Source organism: Streptomyces sp. NPDC088194 (assembly GCF_040702025.1).
GTDB lineage: Bacteria > Actinomycetota > Actinomycetes > Streptomycetales > Streptomycetaceae > Actinacidiphila.
Genome location: NZ_JBFBIV010000198.1, coordinates 1 through 4,700, shown reverse-complemented (window position 1 = coordinate 4,700; position 4,700 = coordinate 1). Strand labels below are relative to the sequence as shown.

The following is a 4,700-nucleotide window of genomic DNA, read 5'->3' as shown; positions in this document are numbered from 1 at the left end:
ATCACCCGCTGCTGCGCCGGACCATTCGGCGCCGTCAACCCATTACTCGCCCCATCCTGATTCACCGCGGAACCCCGCACCACCGCCAACACCGAATGCCCACCCCGCCGGGCATCGGAAAGCCGCTCCACCACCAGCATTCCCGCACCCTCGCCCCACCCGGTACCATCCGCCCCCTCCGAGAACGAACGGCACCGACCGTCACGCGACAATCCGCGCTGACGGCTGAACTCCACGAACACGTCCGGAGTCGCCATCACCGCCACCCCACCCACCAGCGCGAGCGAGCACTCACCCGAACGCAACGCCTGCACAGCGGAATGAAGCGCGACCAAAGACGACGAGCACGCCGTGTCAAACGTGATCGCGGGCCCTTCCAGGCCGAAGGTGTAGGAGATCCGACCCGAGGCGATGGAACCGGTGTTGTTGTTGTTCGCGTAGTCGTGGTACATCATCCCGGCGAACACACCCGTCGCACTTCCCCGCAACGACGCCGGGTCGATACCCGCCCGCTCCAACGCCTCCCACGACACCTCCAGCAACAACCGCTGCTGCGGGTCCATCACCAACGCCTCATTCGGACTGATCCCGAAGAACGCCGGATCGAACTCCCCCGCGTCATGCAGGAATCCACCGTGCATCGTGTACGTGGTATTCGCCCGCTCACCCGTCGGGTCGTACAACTCCTCCGTGTTCCAACTCCGGTTGGTCGGAAACTCCGATATCGCATCCACGCCATCGGACACCAGTTGCCACAAATCCTCCGGCGAGGAGACTCCACCCGGATACCGGCACGCCATCCCGACAATCACGATCGGGTCGTCATCGTCCACCTGCGTACGGAACGCCACCGCTCCGGCGTCCACGGTGTCGGTCGAGCCGGTCAGCTCGCCCAGCAGGAACGCGGCGACCGCCGCGGCGGACGGGTAGTCGAAGACGAGGGTGGCCGGCAGGCGCAGACCGGTCTCGGTGTTGAGCACGTTGCGCAGCTCGACGGCGCTCAGCGAGTCGAAGCCCAACTCGCCGAACGCGCGGTCCGGTTCGATCGCTTCGGGGGACGCGTGCCCGAGCACGTAGGCGACCTGCGCGCGTACCTCGCCCAGCAGGAAGGCCGTGCGGTCCCGCTCGGGGAGCGCGGTGAGCCGTGCGGCGAGTGCGGAACCGTCCTGGGTTCCCCTGCCGCCCGCCCGGCGCAACGGCGCGGGCACCAGGCCGCGCAGCAGAGGCGGGAGCGCGTCGACTCCGGCGGACGCGACCTGGGCCCGTAGGGCGGCGAGGTCGAGCCTCAACAGCATGAGCAGCGCGGCATCGGAGCGCAGGGCCGCGTCGAAGTACGCGAGCCCCTCCTCCGGCGACATGGGCGGGAACCCCTGGCGTCGCAGCCGCCGGACGGCGGTCGCGTCGAGTCCGCCGCCCATGCCGGTGTCCGTGGCCCACAGGCCCCAGGCCATGGACACCGCGGGCAGTCCGGCGGCCCTGCGGTGCTCGGCGAGCGCGTCGAGGAAGACGTTCGCCGCCGCGTAGTTCGCCTGCCCGGCGGCGCCGAGGGTTCCGGCGGCGGAGGAGAAGAGAACGAAGGCGGCCAGGTCGGCGTCGCGGGTGAGTTCGTGGAGGTGCCAGGCGGCGTCCGCCTTCGGCGCCATGACGCGGTCGATCCGCTCCGCGGTCAGCGAGGAGAGCACGCCGTCGTCCAGGACACCCGCGGCGTGCACCACGCCGGTCAGCGGGTGCCCGTCCGGGATGCCGTCGATGACGGCCGCGATCTGCGCGCGGTCCGCCACGTCGCAGGCGGCGATCACCACGTCCGCGCCCAACGCGCCCAGCGCGTCGCGCAGTTCGGCCGCGCCCGGGGCCTCGGCGCCCCGGCGACTGGTGAGCAGCAGGTGCCGCACGCCGTGCTCGGTCACCAGGTGCCGGGCCACGAGCGCACCGAGCCCGCCGGTGCCGCCGGTGACGAGGACCGTGCCGTCGGGAGCGAACGCGACGGGCGGGCGTTCCGCGGAGGGCGCGCTCACCAGTCGCGGGATCAGCATCTCGCCCGCACGCAGGGCGACTTCGGGTTCGTCGCTCGCGACGGCGGCGGGCAGCGCACGGTAGGAGGCGTCGGTGCCGTCGAGGTCGATCAGCACGAGGCGGTCCGGGTGCTCGCCCTGCGCGGCGCGTGTCAGGCCGCGGACGGCGGCCGAGGTCAGGGAGGCGGGGTCCGCGGTACCGTCCACGGCCACGGCGTTCCGGGTGACGACGCAGCATCGGGTGCCTGCGAACCGCTCGTCGGCCAGCCAGGCCCGCATCGCCTCGAACACCTCGTGCAGGGTGGAGTGGGCCTCGGCGACGACGTCGGTGGCCGGCTCGTCGGGGGCGCACGGCAGGAGGACGACCGCAGGCGCGGGCAGCCCTGCGTCGACGGCCGCGGCGAGTGCGGCGATGTTCGGATGGACGGCGATGCCCGCGGCCCGCAACCGCGTCGCTGTCTCGGTGGTCGGCGCACCGACCAGAGCCCAGTCGGCGCCGGGCGCCTGGCCGGTGTCCTCGTGGCGCCCCGGTGTCGTGGCGGTGCGGTGACCGGCCGACCAGGTCACGCGGTAGGGGTGCGCGTCGCGCCGGCCGGCGAGCTGCGTCGCGGTGACCTGCCTGGAGACGATGGAGGCGACGGACAGTACGGGCGCGCCGGCGCCATCCGTGGCGAGTAGTTCGATGGAGCCGCGGGAGCCGGCGTCCCCGTTGGCGTTGGTGCGGACACGTATCCGCAGCGCGGTCGGTCCGGTGGCGTGGAGGGCGACACCGCTCCACGCGAACGGCACCATGGGACCGGCCTGTTCTCCGTCGCTCCTGTCCGCCGCACCGTCGTCGCCGCCACCGCCGCCACCGCCGCCACCGCCGCCACCGCCGAGGAGCGTGGCGTGGAGGGCCGCGTCGAGCAGCGCCGGGTGGACCCCGGTGCGCGGGGCGTCGTCGACGGCCTCGGGGGCGAGTTCGACCTCCGCGAACAGGTCGTCGCCGCGCCGCCAGGCCGCTGTCAGGCAGCGGAACACCGGGCCGTAGCCGTATCCGCGCTCGGCCAGACCGTCGTAGAAGCCCACCAGGTCGATGGGGGTGGCACCGTTCGGCGGCCACTGTTCGAGGTCGGCGGCGGGTCGTACGGAGGGGGTGCCGGTGACGGCTCCCTCGGCGTGCAGCACCCACGGCTCGTCCCCGTCGCCGACCCGCGAGTGCACCCGTACGGGCCGGGCTCCGGTGGCATCCGCCGCGCCGACGGCGACGCGCAGCACGACGTCGCCGCTCTCCGGCAGCAACAGGGGTGACTGCAGGGTCAGTTCCTCCACCGTGTCGCATCCGAGGTGACCGCCGGCGCGCAGCGCCATCTCGACGAAGGCCGTCCCGGGCAGCAGTACGGTGCCCAGCGCCTGGTGGTCGCCGAGCCACGGGTTCGCCGCGAGCGACAGCCGACCGGTGAAGACGGTGCCGCTCTCACCGGGCAGCTCCACGACGGCCCGCAGCAACAGGTGGTCGACCGCCTCCACTCCGCTGGACCCGATGTCGCTTCGCGCCGCACCAGCCCACGGATCGGCCCAGTAATCAAGGGAGTCGAGCCAGAAGTGCCGGCGCTGGAAGGCGTACGTGGGCAGGTCCACGACCTGCCGGGGCGCGGGGCCGGTGAAGGTCTTGCGCCAGTCCACGGCGACGCCCGAGGTCCACAACCGGCCTATCCCGGTGAGGACTTCCGCCGCCTCGGGGCGATCACGGCGCACCAGCGGCACGATGACCGCCGAACTGCTCACGGAGACGGTCGCGTTGGTGGCTGCGGATTCAGCGGTGTCGGGTGCGGTGTCCTCTTCGGTGGCGGCGTCGAGGCAGGGGGCGAGCATCCCGGACAACACCGCGTCCGGTCCGATCTCGACCCACCGCGACACCCCTTCACCCGCCAACCAGCTGACGCCGTCCGCGAACCGCACCGCCTCTCGAACGTGGCGCACCCAGTAGTCGGGGGTGCACAGGTCCTCGGCTGTCGCGAGGGCGCCCGTCACGTTCGACACGACCGGGATCTGCGGCGCCGCGAACGACAGCCCCGCCAGTACTTCCCCGAACTCGGCCAACATCGGCTCCATCAGGGCGGAATGGAACGCGTGGCTCACCCGAAGCCGACTCGTACGGCACCCCTGCCGCTCGAATACGTCCGCCAGCGCAAGCACCGCGTCCTCCACGCCGGACACCACCACCGACGAGGGACCGTTCACCGCAGCGATGGAGACACCTTCCGGCAGTTCCTTGCGAATGGCCGCCTCGGAGACCCCGATCGCCACCATCGCCCCGCCCGCCGCCAACGCCTGCATCAACCGCCCCCGCGCCGCCACCACCCGCGCCGCGTCCTCGACCGACCACACCCCGGCCACACACGCAGCCGCCACCTCACCAATCGAGTGACCCACCACGAACTCCGGCCGTATCCCCCACGATTCGACCAACCGGAACAACGCCACCTCGAACGCGAACAACCCCGCCTGCGCCACAACCGTGTCATTCACCCGGCCCGCATCCGAACCCCAGAGCACCTCCCGCAACAAAAACCCGAGATGGCGATCCAACTCCGCCACCGCCTCATCGAACGCCGCCGCGAACACCGGAAACGCCCCGCACAACTCCCGCCCCATCCCCAACCGCTGCGCACCCTGCCCCGTGAACACCAACGCCGAACGACCCGA

Annotated in this window: 1 protein-coding gene; it reads right to left on the bottom strand. The window is 72.0% G+C overall.

Annotated elements, in window-relative coordinates:
- Positions 1-4,649, bottom strand: a 4,649-nt coding sequence (locus tag AB0399_RS40300; protein ID WP_366414673.1) for an SDR family NAD(P)-dependent oxidoreductase, incomplete at its 3' end; no start/stop codon positions are given.
- Between the last annotated feature and the right edge of the window lie 51 nt (positions 4,650-4,700).